Source organism: Streptomyces sp. NPDC045678 (assembly GCF_056432085.1).
In genome coordinates this window covers 906914-921755 of sequence record NZ_JBWKJS010000001.1, presented here as the reverse complement: position 1 = coordinate 921755, position 14842 = coordinate 906914, and the positions used below count along the sequence as shown (strand labels likewise).

At 73.4% G+C, this 14842-nt stretch carries 7 protein-coding genes; 3 read left to right on the top strand and 4 right to left on the bottom strand.

Features of this window, described 5'->3' with window-relative positions; all coding sequences use genetic code 11:
* Positions 1-143 precede the first annotated feature (143 nt).
* From AC07DO_RS04015 to AC07DO_RS04005, 3 genes are read left to right on the top strand one after another with little or no spacing between them, the layout of a single operon-like run.
* A complete protein-coding gene (locus AC07DO_RS04015) occupies positions 144-686 on the top strand; it encodes a DoxX family membrane protein (RefSeq protein WP_479056869.1) in 543 nt (180 codons plus the stop codon).
* Positions 687-708: 22 nt separating this feature from the next.
* Positions 709-864: a hypothetical protein gene (locus AC07DO_RS04010; RefSeq protein ID WP_479056868.1), complete on the top strand. Its 156-nt coding sequence runs from the start codon at positions 709-711 to the stop codon at positions 862-864.
* 9 nt (positions 865-873) lie between these two features.
* A complete protein-coding gene (locus tag AC07DO_RS04005) occupies positions 874-1416 on the top strand; it encodes an MOSC domain-containing protein (protein WP_479056866.1) in 543 nt (180 codons plus the stop codon).
* A gap of 21 nt (positions 1417-1437) precedes the next feature.
* Here AC07DO_RS04005 and AC07DO_RS04000 read toward each other — a convergent pair whose 3' ends face one another.
* From AC07DO_RS04000 to AC07DO_RS03985, 4 genes are all read right to left on the bottom strand, one after another.
* Entirely contained in the window at positions 1438-2367 is a 930-nt protein-coding gene (locus AC07DO_RS04000) for an aminoglycoside phosphotransferase family protein (RefSeq protein WP_479056864.1), read from the bottom strand.
* Between the two features lie 152 nt (positions 2368-2519).
* The gene (locus AC07DO_RS03995) at positions 2520-9851 is read right to left on the bottom strand and encodes a MupA/Atu3671 family FMN-dependent luciferase-like monooxygenase (RefSeq protein ID WP_479056862.1); all 7332 of its coding nucleotides are present in this window, start codon (positions 9849-9851) and stop codon (positions 2520-2522) included.
* A complete protein-coding gene (locus AC07DO_RS03990) occupies positions 9848-13297 on the bottom strand; it encodes a type I polyketide synthase (RefSeq protein WP_479056860.1) in 3450 nt (1149 codons plus the stop codon). The genes AC07DO_RS03995 and AC07DO_RS03990 overlap by 4 nt, the downstream gene beginning before the upstream one ends.
* The gene (locus tag AC07DO_RS03985) at positions 13294-14616 is read right to left on the bottom strand and encodes an MFS transporter (protein WP_479056858.1); all 1323 of its coding nucleotides are present in this window, start codon (positions 14614-14616) and stop codon (positions 13294-13296) included. Before AC07DO_RS03985 ends, AC07DO_RS03990 begins: the two co-directional genes overlap by 4 nt.
* Positions 14617-14842: the final 226 nt, after the last annotated feature.

The window sequence follows — 14842 nt, the reverse complement described above, 5'->3', positions numbered from 1 at the left end:
CGGGCGGCGCCCGTCGCCACCGCTGCCCCGCCGTACGGGCGTCACCCGTACGGCCCCGTGGGCCGGGTGCCCGGGGCCGGTCCGGTGGACGGTGGAGGCGACGCGACCGCCACCCCGCCGAGGGGTCGAACCAGGAGTTCCCCATGACCACCTGCACGTGCCTGGACCGCCGTGACCTCGGGCTGCTGCTGCTCCGCGCGGGCACCGGCGGCGTGCTCGCCGCCCACGGCGCCCAGAAACTCTTCGGCTGGTTCGGCGGGGGCGGTGTCGCGGGCACCGGCGCCTTCATGGAGTCCGTCGGGTACGCGCCGGGCCGTCTGAACGCCATCGTGGCGGGCCTCTGCGAGGCGGGCGGCGGCGCACTCCTCGCCCTCGGCCTCGCGACGCCCGCGGCGGGCTCGGCGGCGGCGGGCGCGATGGCCGGTGCGGCGGCCGTGCACGCGCCGAACGGATTCTTCAGCCAGGGCGGCGGCTACGAGTACCCGGCGTTCCTCGGCATGGTCTCCGCCGCCCTCGCCGTCACAGGGCCCGGCCGCTACTCCGCCGACCACGCGCTCGGCCACTCCCTCAACCGCGCCTGGATGGTCCCGGCCGCACTCGCGGGCACGGCGGTCGGCGTACTCGCGACGATCGGCGCCAGGAACAGGAACGTGCGCGCGGCGGCGGAGGGCGACGAGACCGCCTGAACGGAGACGTGGCCCGCGGGGCATGGACGACGAGCACCGGAACTCAGGCCCCGCGGAGCTCTGCGACGTCAACGTCACCGCCCTGGTCGCCCCGCGCACGCTCACCCCGGACGCGGCGGCCGCGGAGTGCTCGGCATCACCTGTCCGACCTTGGTCCCGGCGGGCCGACGCGGGTTAGGGTCGCCGTATGGGCGCCACGGTCACTGCGGTCAGCAGCAATGGAACGTACTCCTTCACCAAGCCGAACCGTGCCGGCGTCACGCTGCTCACGGGCCTCGGCGTCGAGGGCGACGTACACGCGGGTGCGAAGGTGAAGCACCGCTTCCGTGTCGCGCAGAACCCGGACCAGCCGAACCTCCGCCAGGTGCACCTCATCCACGAGGAGCTCTTCGACGAGCTGGCGGAAGACGGCTTCACCGTGGCGCCGGGCGAGCTCGGCGAGAACGTCACCACGCGCGGCATCGACCTGCTCGGCCTCCCCACCGGCGCCCTCCTGCACCTCGGCGACGAGGCGGTCCTGGAGATCACGGGCCTGCGCAACCCGTGCCGGCAGATCGACGACTTCCGGGCCGGCCTGATGAAGAAGGTCGTCGGCCGTGACGCGTCGGGCGCCGTCTTCTACAAGGCGGGCGTGATGAGCGTCGTGCGCCGGGGCGGCGAGGTCCGGCCCGGCGACGCGATCGGCATCGTCCTGCCGGAGGGCCCGCACCGCCCCCTCAAGACCGTCTGACAGGTCCTCACCCTCCGGGCTCTACTGCCCGAACCACGCCTCGGCCAGCGCGTCCAACGTCGGCTCCGCCGGAGCGGGCAGCTCCCGCAGGTACCAGGGCAGATTGCTGTACACGTGGAGCAGGGTATACGCGAGGAGCAGGCGCGGCTCGAACGTCCGGCCGTACGCCTTCATGAAGCGGGCGAGCAGGCCCGGCTCACCGCGCGTGACGAAGAGGCCGACGCCCACGAAGTCGTACGCGGGGTCGCCGATCATGGCGGGCTCGAAGTCGAAGAGCCCGGTGAGCCGCCAGCCGTCGGCCGGGTCGGCGATCAGGTGCTGGCGCATGAACTCGGTGTGCAGCAGCGCCGGTCGTACGCTCCCCGCGTCGGGCGTCGGCACGGAGTCCAGGAACCCGGGGATCTGCTCCAGCCAGCTCTCCGGCAGCCCGCACGTCCGCTGCCGGCCGACCGCCCGGGCCCGCTGCCGGTCGAGGAACGCGCCCCAGTCGCCGGGCCCGAGGACGTCGGCGAGCGGGGCGTGGTCGAGCGCGTGGAGTGCGGCGAGCGCTTCGGCGGCGTCGGTGACGACGCGTTCGCGGTCGGCGCGCGGAATGCGCGGCCAGGCGACGGCGAGGTCCTCGCCGGGCAGGCGGGACATGAGGACGTAGCGCCAGCCGTTGTCGTACGGTCCCTCGCCGTGCAGACGGGGCGTGGGGACGGGGAGGCGGCCCGCCACGTGGCTCAGGACCCGGGCCTCGGTGACCGCGTCCCGCGCGTCCATACCGGGGAACAGCTTCAGTACGTGTGCGTCGCCGACCGCGTAGACCGGCTGGGAGCCTGCCGTGTAGCGGGTGAGACGCGCCCCGGCGAACCCGAGGCGTGCGCACAGGTCCTCGGCGCCGGGGCGCACGATCGTGTCGTCGGGGACGACGCGGTCCCACTCTTCGTCGGTGTTCACTTCGGGCAGCATGATCGGCACGGTAGGGGCGACGGGGCGCGACGGCGACCGAGTTTCGCAGCGCACGGCCACCGTCCGCACGCCGGACGCCTTCGGACCGCTGCGCGGCGGGCGGCGCCGCGCGACGCACGGCCCCCCGCCCCGGGTTCAACCGGGGCTCACCCTTAGCCCCGGAGCGCCGCCCTCACCTCCCTCGCCAGGAGCCGGCCGTACGCCTCGGTCCAGGCCTCGACCGTGGACCGGTCCCACAGGTCGGTCGAGTACTCCAGGTACCCGGAGAGCACGTCGCCCGTCGGGATCAGCCCGAAGTTGAACTCGGAGCGCGCGCCGGGGACCGCGAGGTCCTCCACCGCCGTGGCCAGGCCCGGCAGTTCGACCTCCGTCTCCAGAGAGCTCTGGTACTGGAAGCCGAGCGGCAGCCGGTCCGGCACCTCCGTGCCCAGCGCCGCGCTCACGTCCGCCGCCACCGCGCGGAGCGGCGCCGCATGGTCGATGGCACCGACCGAGCTGCGCGCCACCTGATCCACCAGCGCCCCGAACGACGCGGCCCCGTCACCCCGGACCCGGAGCGTGAAGGACGACACCGTGCAGGCGGCCAGCGCCTCGAACTCCCGCCGTTCGCGGTTGGCGTGGGAGATGCCGAGCACGACGTCCGGCCCCGCCTCCCCCACCTCAGCGACCAGCCGGGCGAACGCGGCCGCCGTCACCACGAAGGGAGTCGTACGGTGCCGCCGGGCCAGCGCCTCCACGTCGGCGCGGGTCTCCCTGTCCACCGTGAACAGGACCACGTCGCCCGCGCCGCTCAGCTCCGTGGGGCGGGGCCGGTCCAACGGCAGCGGCATCTCGTAGCGGGCGCCCGCCAACTCCCGCGCCCAGTAGTCGACCAGGCGGCCCTTGTCCTGCGTACGGCTGTGCTCGCGCTGCCAGCGCGCGTACTCGCCCGGCTGCGGGAGGCTCTCGGCGGCCGGCAGGCCGTGCGGGGCACCGGTGACCGCGGTCCCGTACAGCGCCGCCAGTTCACGCAGCAGCAGACTGACCGACCAGCCGTCGCACGCCGCGTGGTGCAGGACGAAGAGCAGCACCCAGCGGTCGCGGTCCACGCGCATCAGCCGCAGTACGGGAGCGAGTTCGGTCTCGATGTCGAAGGGGACGGCCGCCGTCTCCCCCGCCAGCCGCTCCGCCTCCTCGGCCGCGGCGTCCGCCGATCCCAGCCGCGCGAACAGGTCCTCCTCCGGAAGGCTCACGGGCCGCGCCCGCACCGCCACCTGCCACCACTCCCCGTCGCCGTCCGCCACGAAGCGCGACCGCAACGCCTCGTGCCGTGCGATGAGTTGGGAGAGCGCGGTGCGCAGGGCCGGTACGTCGAGCGTTCCTGTCAGGGTGAGCCGCATCGCCACGTTGTAGATCTGCGGGCGGGGGTGGGTGCGGTGACGGGTGAGGAAGGCGGACTGCTGGGCGGTGAGGGGGGCGCGGGCCGGCGTGCCACCGGGCCGCGCGGCCTCGCCGTCTCCCGCCGGGCGGACTCCGTCCCTGGCCAGGTGGGCGGCCATCGCCCGGAACGTGGGCTCCTCGTAGAAGCGCGCGACGGGGTACTCCGTGCCGAACTCCTCCCGCACCCCGTTGGCCAGCCGGATCGCCGTGATCGAGTGGCCGCCGAGCTCGAAGAAGGACGCGTCCGGCGTGATCGCCGACACCTCGACGTCGAACTCCCCGGCCCAGAGCCGCTTGAGCCGCGCCTCGACGGACGGCGGTCCCGCGGAACCGGCGGCGTGCGGGGGCGCCGCGGGGTTGGTCACGATGCCGGGCGCGGGCAGGGCGGCGCGGTCCAGCTTGCCGTTGCCGGAGAGGGGAAGCCCGGGCAGGACGGCCCAGGAGCGGGGCACGAGGTGGTCCGGCAGCCGCTCGGCGAGCTCAGCGGTCAGACGGTCGCAGAGGGCCTGCGCGGCGGGTACGTCGACGTCGCGCAGGCCCTCCCGGACGCCTTCGCCTACGACGTACGCCACCAGGCGGGCGTCGCCGTGGTGGTCGCGGCGGGCCAGGACGACGGCGTCGCGCACTCCGGCGAGACCGTTGAGCGCGCGGGACACCTCTTCGGGCTCGACACGGTAACCGCGCACCTTCACCTGGTCGTCCGTACGGCCGCGGAACTCCAGCGCGCCCTCGTCGTTCCAGCACACCAGGTCGCCGGTGCGGTACATCCGCTCGTCGGTGCCGCGCGGATCACGGACGAAGCGTTCGGCCGTCAGCTCGGGCCGCCCCAGGTACCCGGTGGCCACGCCGGGCCCGCCGACGTACAGCTCCCCGGCCTCCCCCGCGGGGACCTCACGGCCGTCCGCGCCGAGCACCCGGAGGGTGACGTTGTGCACGGGACGGCCGATCGGGATCGGCAGGTCGGGCCCGTCCGGGCCGCGCGGCCCGACCGTCGCCGCCGTGCACAGCACGGTCACCTCGGTGGGCCCGTACACGTTGACCGTCTCGTACGGCACGCCGGGGCGCGGACGCGTGCGCATCACGTCGCCGCCGAGCAACAGGTGGCGCAGGGGCGGCTGTTGAGGCTCGGGGAGTGCCAGGACCGCTTCGCCGAGGGCGGTCGGCAGGATCGAGAAGGTGACGCGCCGGTCCCCGTACCAGCGGGCCAGCGCGGCGGGGTCCTTGCGGACCGCCTCGTCGGCCACGACGACGGTGGCGCCCGCGGTCAGCGCGGGCCAGATCTCCAGCGCGGCGGCGTCGAAGCCCTGGCTGCAGACGGCGGCGCTCCGGTCGTCCACGGTGAACCCGAACCGCTCGTGGTGCCACTGACAGAGATCGACGACGGCCCGGTGCGGGACGGCGACGCCCTTGGGGGTCCCGGTGCTGCCGGACGTGTAGATGGCGAAGCAGAGGGAGTCGGGGGTGGCGGTGGGCGCGCCGGGGGGCGTGGCCCCGCGCGAGCCCTCCGGCGTGCTTGCCGTCACGTCCACCAGCGTGGTTCCGGCCGGGGGCTTCGGCCGAGCGGCGCCCGGGTCCGCGCCTCCGTTCGTCACCAGGATCCGCGCCGCGCTCTCCGCGAGGATCGTCTCGGCCCGTGCCGTGCCCTGGGCCGGGTCCAGTGGGACGTAGCCGCGTCCCGACTTGAGGGACGCGAGCATCGCGACGATCAGGTCGGCGCCGCGCGGCAGCCACAGCGCCACCGGTGCGCCGGCCCCTTCGACGGTGCGCAGCACGGCCGCGAGCCGTTCCGCCCGCTCCTCCAACTCGCCGTACGTCAGCTCGTCTTCACCGCTGATCACCGCCGTGCGGCCGGGGGCCACCTGCGCCCACCGCGACGTCAGCGAGTCGACGGTGCTGCTCGTCCGCTGCCGGACCGGGCCGTGGCACCACTCCCTCGGCACCGCGCCCGTGACGCCCGCGTTCGTGACGCCCGCGTTCGCGACGTCCGCATCCGTGACCTCCGCGCCCACCGCCTCCGCGAGGATGTCCCGGAACGTCCCGAAGAGCGCGTCGATCGTCGCCTCGTCGAAGAGGTCCGTGTGGTACTCCAGGTGGCAGCGGATGCCATCCGGCAGGTCGGTGAAGTAGACGCTGAGGTCGGTCAGCGCCTTGTCCGGGCCCGAGTCGAGCGGTGTCGCCCGCACCCCGGGCAGGTCGAAGCGGAACGGGTCCCCCGTCTCGAACTCGGCGAGCGTCTGGAAGACGGGCGTGCGGTCGAGGGTGCGCGGCGGCGCCAGCTCCCGTACGACCACCTCGAAGGGCACGTCGGCGTGGTCGTACGCGTCCAGGGCCACCCCGCGCACACGGTCGAGGAGCGTGCCGAAGTCCGGGTTCCCTGAGAGGTCGAGGCGCAGCGCGAGCGTGTTGACGAAGAAGCCGACCACGTCCTCGTACTCGGGCCCGCGGTCGGACATCGGCGTGCCGACGACCACATCGTCCTGGCCGGTGACCCGGTGCAGTGCGGCCGCGTAGCCGGTGAGCAGGGTCATGAAGAGGGTGCTGCGGCGGGAGCGGCTGAACTCCCGTACACGCGCCGAGAGTTCACTGTCCAGCGTGCGGAACAGGGCGCGACCGTTGGACGTCATCACCGCGGGCCTCGGCCGGTCGGTCGGCAGGTCGAGGACGGGCAGGTCGCCGTCGAGCGCCTTCTTCCAGTACGCGAGGTCCTCGGCCGCCTTGGGGTCCTTCAGCGCGTCGCGTTGTTCGCGGGCGTGGTCCTCGTAGGTGCGGGTGAGGGCCGGGAGGCCCGCCGCCCGTCCGCCCGGCAGTTGCGCGCGGTAGAGGGCGGACACGTCGCGGGCGAGCACGGCCGCCGACGCCGCGTCCATCACGATGTGGTGCAGGGACAGTACGAGGACGTGGCGCCGCTCGCCGAGCCGGACGAGGCGCGTGACGAACAGCGGGCCCTCTGCCAGGTCGAAGCGGCGCTCGCTCTCCTCGCCGAGTACGGCGGCGACGGTGTCTCCGCCGCCCGCGCCGTCGACGACCTCGAAGTCCACCTCGCCGGGCGGGAGTATGAACTGGCGTGGCTCGCCCGCCACTTCACGGAAGACCGTGCGCAGCTGGCCGTGGCGCGCGGCGAGGTCGCGGAGCGCGGCCCGCAGCGCGGGGACGTCCAACGGGCCATCGAGCTCAATGGCCTTGGTCTCGTTGTACGCGGTGCGGCCCGGCAGCATCCGCTCCAGGAACCAGACGCGCTGCTGGCCGGGGGAGAGCGGCGCGCCTCGGTCGACGGCCACCTGAACAGGGGCCGGTTCCGGGCCCTCCTGGCGGTCCGTACACGCCTCGTACGCACCCCGCAACCCGTCGAAGTGCCGCAGCCCCTCCCGCAGCGCCGCGGGCTCCACGCCGAAGTCGACGAGCCCGACGACCTCGTCCGCGCCCGCCGCGCGCACCGCGTCCACGACGGGCCGCACGCTCTCGGGGCTGCCGATGAGGGCGCGCTGGTCGCAGTAGCGGTCGTAGGCGCGGCGGAAGACCACGTCCAGGTCGTCCTCGCTCATCGAGGACATGTCGATCTTCTGGCCCAGGCTGTTCGCCACGTTGCCGAACAGGGACAGGGACGAGCGCATGTACCGGGCCAGGGGGTCGCGGGCGACGGCGCGGGCCGCCGCGTGGTCCTCGGCGAGGTACGTGTGCAGGAGCACGGCCACGTGCCCGGCGTCCGGGTCCAGGCCGCACTCGGCGCGCGTACGGCGGTAGAGCGCCACGTTGTCGCGGAGCTGCTCGACGCTCTGGGTCATGAGGTTGGTGACGATGCCGACATCGTTGCGCGCCGCCAGCTCGTACGACGCGGGGTTGCCGACGACCGCCGTATACATGGGCGGCGCGTCCTGCACGGGGCGGGGGAACAGCCGCAGGTCGCTCTCGCCGTTCCCGGTGGTACGGCGCACGGGCTCGCCGCGCCACAACTTCCGCACCTCCGCGACCTGTTCGTACATCAGCTCCTTGTGGGAGCCGAAGCGCTCCGGGAAGAAGACGAAGTCGTTGGCGTGCCAGCCGCTCGCGCAGCCGATGCCGATCCGGCCGCCGGAGAGGTTGTCGACCATCGACCACTCTTCGGCGACACGGATCGGGTCGTGCAGCGGCAGGACGACGGAGCCCGCGTTGATGCGGATGCGTCCGGTCTCGCGGGCGAGCGCGGCGGCGAGGACGACGGGGTTCGGGAAGAGGCCGCCGAAGGAGTGGAAGTGCCGCTCGGGGATCCACAGGGAGTGGAAACCGTGGCGGTCGGCGAACCGGGCGGTCTCCAGGAGGTGGTCGTACTTGCCGTGCGCGGACGTCGCCTCGTCCTGCGGGTAGTCCCCGAAGAAGTAGACGCCGAAGTCGAGGGGGCGGGGCTTCTGCTCCACCCGCTCCGGTCGCCGGGCGGTCGCGGCCGCGCGGTTCCAGGCCATGGCCTTCGGCTTGGCGGGCGGGTTCTCGCGCTTGGCGGGTGGGTTCCCGAGCCTGGTGGGCCGGTTCACGGGCCTGGTGGGCGGGTTCCCGAGCGGGAAGCCCGCCCCGCGCAGCTCCCGCAGCGAGTCCTTCACCGCGTCCACGATGAACTCGAGGTCGTCGTCGGTGTGTTCGGTGGACAGGAAGAAGTTGCGCCACTCCCACACGTGCACGCCGCGCAGCATCAGGTGGTGGTAGAGCAGTTCCATGTCCGCGCGGTGCTCGAAGCGGAACATCGAGCCGAAGTGGCTCATGCTCAGCGCGTACCCCTCCGCCTCGAAGAAGGCGTTGAGCGTGGCGGCGAGTTCGTCCGTGCGGGCGTTCAGCCGCTCCTGGAGCCGCGGGCTGTGCTCCTTGAGGTGGGCGAGTACGGCGCGGGTGGCGACCATCGACACCGGGTGCTGGATGTACGTGCCGCCGAAGAACGTGGTGTCGGCGGCCGGGTAGCTGTCGTCCCCGTAGCTCCAGTGGCCGCCGTCGATGCCGTCCATGATGTCGGCGCGGCCGGCGATCGCGCCGATGGGGAAGCCGCCGCCGAGCAGTTTCCCGTAGGTGGCGAGGTCGGGCGTGACTCCGTAGAGCTCCTGGGCGCCGCGCGGCGCGGGGCGGAAGCCGGTCAGCATCTCGTCGAAGAGCAGCACGATGCCGTGCCGCCGCGTCAGCTCGCGCAGCCGCCGTACGAAGTCGGCGGGCCGCAGCGACGGATGCCTGCTCTGCACGGGTTCGACGACGACCGCCGCGATGTCGGCGGCCTGCTGCTCGATGACCGCGAGGCTCTCCTCGCCGCCGTACGGCAGGACGAGCAGGTCGGCGACGGCGTTGTGCGGGACCCCCGCGGACATCGGGACGGTCGTCAGGCCTTCGCCGCCGGTGCGCGGGGAGCGGCCGAGCACGTTGTCGTTGTGGCCGTGGTACGCGCCCTCGAACGTGATGATGCGGGAGCGTCCGGTGGCGGCGCGGGCGAGCCGGATGGCCGCGGAGTTCGCCTCCGTACCGGAGTTGGCGAAGGCGACGCGCTCCATGCCGGTCAGCTCGGCGAGCAGTTCGGCGGCCTCGCCGGTCTCCACGTTGCGCGGGCCGAGCTGGATGCCGCGCGAGAGGTGCTCGCGGACCGCCTCGGTGACGAAGGCGGGCTCGTGCCCGAAGAGCAGGACACCGAACCCCATGGTGATGTCGACGTACCGGTTGCCGTCGATGTCCTCCAGCGACGATCCGCGCGCACGCCGCCCCGCGATCGGGTACAGCATCTCCTTCGTGCTGCTGCGGAAGCCGACCGCCGCCCTGCTGTCGGCGAGCACGCGCCGGTAGCGCTGGGCGATGCTCTTCGACGTGGGCGTTTTCGCGGTGTAGCGGCGCACCAGGTCGTCGAGGTGGGCCCGCTGGGTGTCGGAGGCGTTGCCGCGGATCATGCCGGAGCCGCGGGCGACCTCCGGGCGCGGTCCGTGCTGGGCGGGCCGGAGCGTCGGGGCCTCCGTCTCCTGTGGGGTGCCCAGCTGGCGGGCGATGCGCCGCGAGAGCTCGGCCATCGCGGCGAGGTCCTGGTCGACGGCGGCGGAGGCGGACCGGCCGTCCTGCTCGACCGCGCTCACCGGCCCGCCTGCCCGTCGGCGGCGGCTGCGGCGGCCGCGACGTGAGCGGTCTGCGCGGCCAGCAACTGGGACAGCTGTCCCATCAGCTGGAGCTGCATCTGCGACAGCTGGTGCACCTGACGGACCAGGTCGTCGACCTCGCGACGGGTGGCGTACTCGACGGAGGACGCGGCCACCGCACTCGCGGCCGGCGCAACCGGAGCAGTCGGGACGACCGGAGCAACCGGGGTAACCGGGGTAACCGAGGCAGGCGCCACAGGCGCGGGAACCGTCGGAACCGTCGCACGCGGCGGCGGTCCTTCCGACCCGGCGGACTTCGCCGCGATGATCACCGCGAGACCCCGCGCCGTCCCCGCCTCCTCGAAGAGCTCCCGCATCGACACCTTGACCCGGTGCTCCTCCTCCAGTTCCCGCAGCACCCCGATCATCTGGAGCGAGTCCGCGCCGAGGTCGAAGAAGGACGCGTTCTCGGCTATCTCGCTGGTGTCGTAGCTGAGGTGCTTCGCGGTCACCTTGATGATGTGCTGGAGCACCCGCTCGACCGCTGCCTCGTCCTGTGCCACTTCCGCCCCATCCCTGATCGGTTGTTCGCGTAGTTCGGGTTGTTCGAGTTGTTCCGGTTGTTCGGGTTCCACGGGCCGGGGGAGGTGGTTCTCCGGCCCCGTCCAGTAGTCCTTGTGCTGGAAGCGGTATCCGGGCAGCGGGATCCTGCGGCCGCCCGTGCCGCCCACGAAGGTCCGCCAGCCGACCGGCGCCCCGGCCCGGTACAGCCCGGCGGCCGCGTCCCACAGCGGTGCGAGCCCCGCGCCGCGCCGCAGCGTCGGATGCGCGGCCCGGCCCGGGAGCGCGTGGCGTGCGAGGCCGCTGAGGGTCGTGTGCGGGCCGATCTCCACCAGCGCGCCAACGTTGTCGTAAGAGGTTCCGAACTCCCCCAGTACGTCGGCGAATCGGACCGGCTCGCGTGCCTGCCGTACGAAATAATCGGCGTCCGGCACCCAGTCGGCGGGCCGCGTGCGCCCGTCGAGGCCGCTCACGAACGGCACGCGGCTCCCCCGCCGCTCCACCCCGCCGACGAGCTCCCGGAGCCCGTCGAGCACCGGGTCCATGAGGGCCGTGTGGAAGGCGTGCCGCACCGGAAGTCCGCGTGCGTGGACGCCGTGCTCGGCGAGGAGCTCCGTCAGACGCTCCACGGCGGCCGCCGGGCCCGCGAGGACCTGGCTGTGTTCGCCGTTCGTGACGGCGAACTCCACGCCGGGCACCTGGGCCGCCAGCCTCCGCGCCGTGTCCGTGTCCGTCGGGACGGCGACCATCGCGCCGGGCGCGCACCGCTCCCGCATGAGGCCGCCCCGCCCGGCGGTCAGCCGCAGCCCGTCCTCGACGCTCAGCACACCGGCCGCGTACAGCGCGCCGTACTCCCCCACACTGTGCCCCGCCACCGCGTACGGCTCGATCCCGGCCTCCCGCCACAGCCGGACGAGTGCGCACTGCAACGCGAAGAGGGCGGGCTGCGCCACCTCGGTGGCCAGGACCGGCTCCCCCGAGTCCTGGCCCCCGGTGTCACCGAGCAGCGGGCCGAGGAGGCTGGCCCCGCCGGTGAGGTCGGCGAACTGCCGCTCGCAGGCGTCAAGGACCTCGCGTACGACGGCGAAGCGCTCGTACAGGGGACGGGCCGCGCCCCGGTGGAGGCTGCCCTGCCCCGTGAAGAGGAACCCGACATCGCCCCCGCCCGACGGCCGTGGGCGCGGCCCCGCGAGCCAGTCGTCCAGTGCTCCCGTCAGCGCCGCCACCGTGTCGCCGCGCACCGCGAGCCGGTGTCTTCGGTGGGAGCGGCCCAGGGCCAGCGTGGTCACGAGGTCGGCGTGGTGCGTCGCGGGGTGCGCGCGCAGATGGTCGCGGAGGGCCGTGGTGTTGTCGGTGAGCGCCTCCTCCGTGTGGCCGGAGACCACCAGGACGCCCGGGGGCGGCGGCGCGTCGGCGGCCGGCCGGGGCGCGGGCGCGGGGGCCTCTTCCAGGACCATGTGGACGTTGGTGCCGCCGACCCCGAACGAGCTGACGCAGGCCCTGCGCGGCACGTCGCCCGCGGGCCAGGGGCGGGCGGTCGTGGGGATGTGGAAGGGGCTGGCCGCGAGGTCCAGGGCGGGGTTGGGGCGGCGGAAGTTGGCCATCGGCGGGATGACGCGGTGCCGCAGCACCAGAAGCGCCTTGACCAGGCTCGCGAGGCCCGAACACACGTCGAGGTGGCCGATGTTGGCCTTGACCGAGCCGAGCGCGCAGTAGCCCGTGCGGTCGGTGTCGGCGCGGAACGCGGCCGTGGCGCCCTCGAACTCGATGGGGTCGCCCTTGAAGGTGCCGGTGCCGTGCGTCTCCAGATAGCCGATCGTGCCCGCGTCGACGCCCGCCCGTTCCAGAGCGCGGCGGATCGCTCCGCGCTGCCCGTCCGCGCTGGGCGCGCTGAACGCCTTCTTGTCCGCGCCGTCGTTGTTGACGCCCCAGCCCCGGATGACGCCGTGGATGTGGTCGCCGTCCGCGACGGCCCGGTCCAGGCGCTTGAGCACCAGCGCCACGACTCCCGTGCCGCCGACGGTGCCGTCCGCGTCGGCGTCGAAGGGGCGCAGGCGGCCGCTCTTGGAGAGGATGGACCCCTTGACGTACTGGTAGCCGAGCACCTGCGGCACGTGGAGGGCGGTGGCTCCTGCGACGGCGATGTCGCACTCGCCCGCGACCACGGACTGCGCGGCGATGTAGGCCGCGGTGAGCGAACTGGAGCACGCCGTCTGGATGTTGACGGCGGGGCCGGTGAGGCCGAGCCGGTAGGCGGCGCGGTTGGCGGTGAAGTCGGTGAAGTTGCCGATGGTGACCTGGAGTCCCGCGACCCAGTCCGCGATGCCGCCCTGGAGGACGTTGTTCTGGAGGTACGTCTGGAGGGAGTAGAGGTGATAGCCGGTACTGGCGTACACCCCCACGTCACAGCCGCCCTGCCCCGGTGCCCCCGCGGACCCGGAGCCCATCCCCTCCCCCACGTACCCGGAGTCCGCCCCCTCTCCCGCGCGGCCGGAGCGTGCCCCCTCGCCCGCGTACCCCGCATCCTCCAGCGCGTGGTGCACGCACTCCAGGAACAGCCGCTGCTGCGGGTCGGTGATCCGCGCCTCGTGCGCGCTCATCCCGAAGAACGCCGCGTCGAAGCCCGCGATCCCGTCGAGAACCCCGCTCGCCCCGACGAACTCCTCGGCCCGGTACACCTCCTCCGGCACCCCGGCGGCGGCGAGTTCGGCCTCGGTGAAGCGGCGGATGCGGTCGGCGCCGTCGTGGATCGTGCGCCAGAACTCCTCGGGCGTATCGGCGCCGGGCAGCCGGAAGGACATGCCGATGACGGCCACGGCGTCACGGGCCGGGGTGGCGGCGGTACGGGCGGCTGCGGTACCGGCGGCTGCGGCGGGGGCGGTCATCGGGCCTCGCTCTCGCGCTCCACGGGTTCACTGCCCTGCCGGTGCGGCGGATCCTGCGCCACCGGCAAGGGGTCGTCGGACGCCGCTCTCCGCCCCTGGCGCACCAGGACGACGAACATCCCGAAGCACAGGGCGATCGCCAACCCATGCAGCAGGCCCACGACTTGGAACGGCGAGAAGCGGTCCAGGAGCGCGCCGCTGACCAGCATGCCGAGGCCGAATCCGGTGTTCTCGACCGACGCGGAGAGCCCGAACAGCCTGCCGCGCCGCTCGTCGGGGGCCGCCTGCAGCCGGGTCACGTAGGCGATCTCGGTGAGCCCGTCGGCCATGCCCGCCACGAGCGCGGCCGCGACCGCCACATACGTGGGCAGTCCGGCGAAGACCACGATGAACGCCGCCGACATCACGCAGGCCCCGACCGCGAACGCCCGCTCCCCCGGACCCTGGCGCCCGCCGCGCCCGGCCCACCGCCCGCACACCTGCTGCATGACGATGTTGCCGATGGCCCACGTCGCCCAGAACTGGCTGACGAACGTGGCCGGATGGGACGGGTCGAGGTCGCTGGAGTAGACCGGCAGGGCCACGTTGTGGGAGGAGGAGCCGAGGCCGTCGGCGGCCCTGAGCGCGATCATCACGGCGAGCACGGGTGCCGCCCGCAGCAGAACCATCGCACCGACGCCACGCCCTCCGGAATCACCCTCCGAGCCACCCGTCGAGCCGCCCTTCCCCGCACCCTCCCGGACATCCCCCTCCTTCTCCCGCCGCGCCCGCGTACGGATCGGCAGGGAGAGCAGGACGCACGCGGAGACCGCGAAGGTGGCGGCGTCCAGGGAGATCGCGGCGACGTAGCCCAGTTGCGCGACCACGACGCCCGCGGAGGCGAAGCCGGCGATCATGGCGAGGGAACGCCCGGTCGCGAGCAGCGAGTTGGCGCGCAGCCGCAGGTCGCCCCCGACGATCTCGGGGATGCTGCTGCGCAGCGCGACACCGGAGAGGGTGGAGCAGAAGCCGGTCACGACGGCCAGTACGTACAGCAGTCCCGCGCGGCCCCCGTCGGGCGCGACCAGCAGCGCTATCATGGCGGCGCACTGTGTGAGATCGGCGCCGACCATCAAAGCCTTCCGGTCGTGCGCCGAGACCAGCCGCCCGCTCACAAAGCCGGAGACGACGCTGGTCAACAGGCGTACGGCCATGAAGATTCCAGCGGCCAGGGCGCTGTCGGTCACCTCGTAGATGAAGACGTTGAGGGCGACCATGTTCAGGTAACTGCCGTACGCCGATATGCCGTTGCCCACGACGAGCAGGCGAAAGTGCCGCAAGTTCCCCCCTGGTCCACGGGCCGGGCTGCCTTGAGAACGCGCACGGCTGCGCTCAGCCGAGGCCGCCTTCACACTCACCCGCGCCGAAGCCCGCCCACAGTCCCTCGAATTGGGGACTTGACACCGCCCGTCGCGCTCAGTAGCGCCACGTTTCCCCTGGGTGCGCGGGGTTTCCTTTCTGTTTCTTCACAAGCGTGGTTAGATCACGTTGCGGCTACAGCCGTCG

What these genes read in the sequence shown, in the direction of transcription:
- AC07DO_RS04010 (WP_479056868.1), top strand. Translation starts at nt 709, where the DNA reads ATGGACGACGAGCACCGGAACTCAGGCCCCGCGGAGCTCTGCGACGTC.
- AC07DO_RS04000 (WP_479056864.1), bottom strand. Translation starts at nt 2,367, where the DNA reads ATGCTGCCCGAAGTGAACACCGACGAAGAGTGGGACCGCGTCGTCCCC.
- AC07DO_RS04015 (WP_479056869.1), top strand. Translation starts at nt 144, where the DNA reads ATGACCACCTGCACGTGCCTGGACCGCCGTGACCTCGGGCTGCTGCTG.
- AC07DO_RS04005 (WP_479056866.1), top strand. Translation starts at nt 874, where the DNA reads ATGGGCGCCACGGTCACTGCGGTCAGCAGCAATGGAACGTACTCCTTC.
- AC07DO_RS03990 (WP_479056860.1), bottom strand. Translation starts at nt 13,297, where the DNA reads ATGACCGCCCCCGCCGCAGCCGCCGGTACCGCAGCCGCCCGTACCGCC.